Raw genomic sequence first — 247 nt, forward strand, 5'->3', positions numbered from 1 at the left:
CTTCGCGTTTCCGTATTCGATTCTGGCCATCAGCGGGCGACCAGTGGGCAGGTCACCTTCTCCGCCTCCAGCACGAATGGCCAGGTTCGGAGCTATGTTTCGGCAAGCGAGAACCTTGAGTGGAATTCCGCCTCGCAGACCGAGGTCGACGTGCCGGTAAGGGACGGCAACGCGCAGGCCTGGCTGATCGGCGAGTTTTCGGGGGCCGATTCCGCGGGGCCGATCGCTGTCGCTGCGAAGGTGAAGG

Annotated in this window: 1 protein-coding gene; it reads left to right on the top strand. The window is 63.6% G+C overall.

Annotated elements, in window-relative coordinates; translation table 11 throughout:
* Window positions 1-247: hypothetical protein (locus SB771_RS36205; RefSeq protein ID WP_410722186.1), on the top strand; the 247-nt coding region annotated here is incomplete at both ends.

Source organism: Burkholderia sp. SIMBA_051 (genome assembly GCF_046534915.1).
GTDB lineage: Bacteria > Pseudomonadota > Gammaproteobacteria > Burkholderiales > Burkholderiaceae > Burkholderia > Burkholderia ambifaria.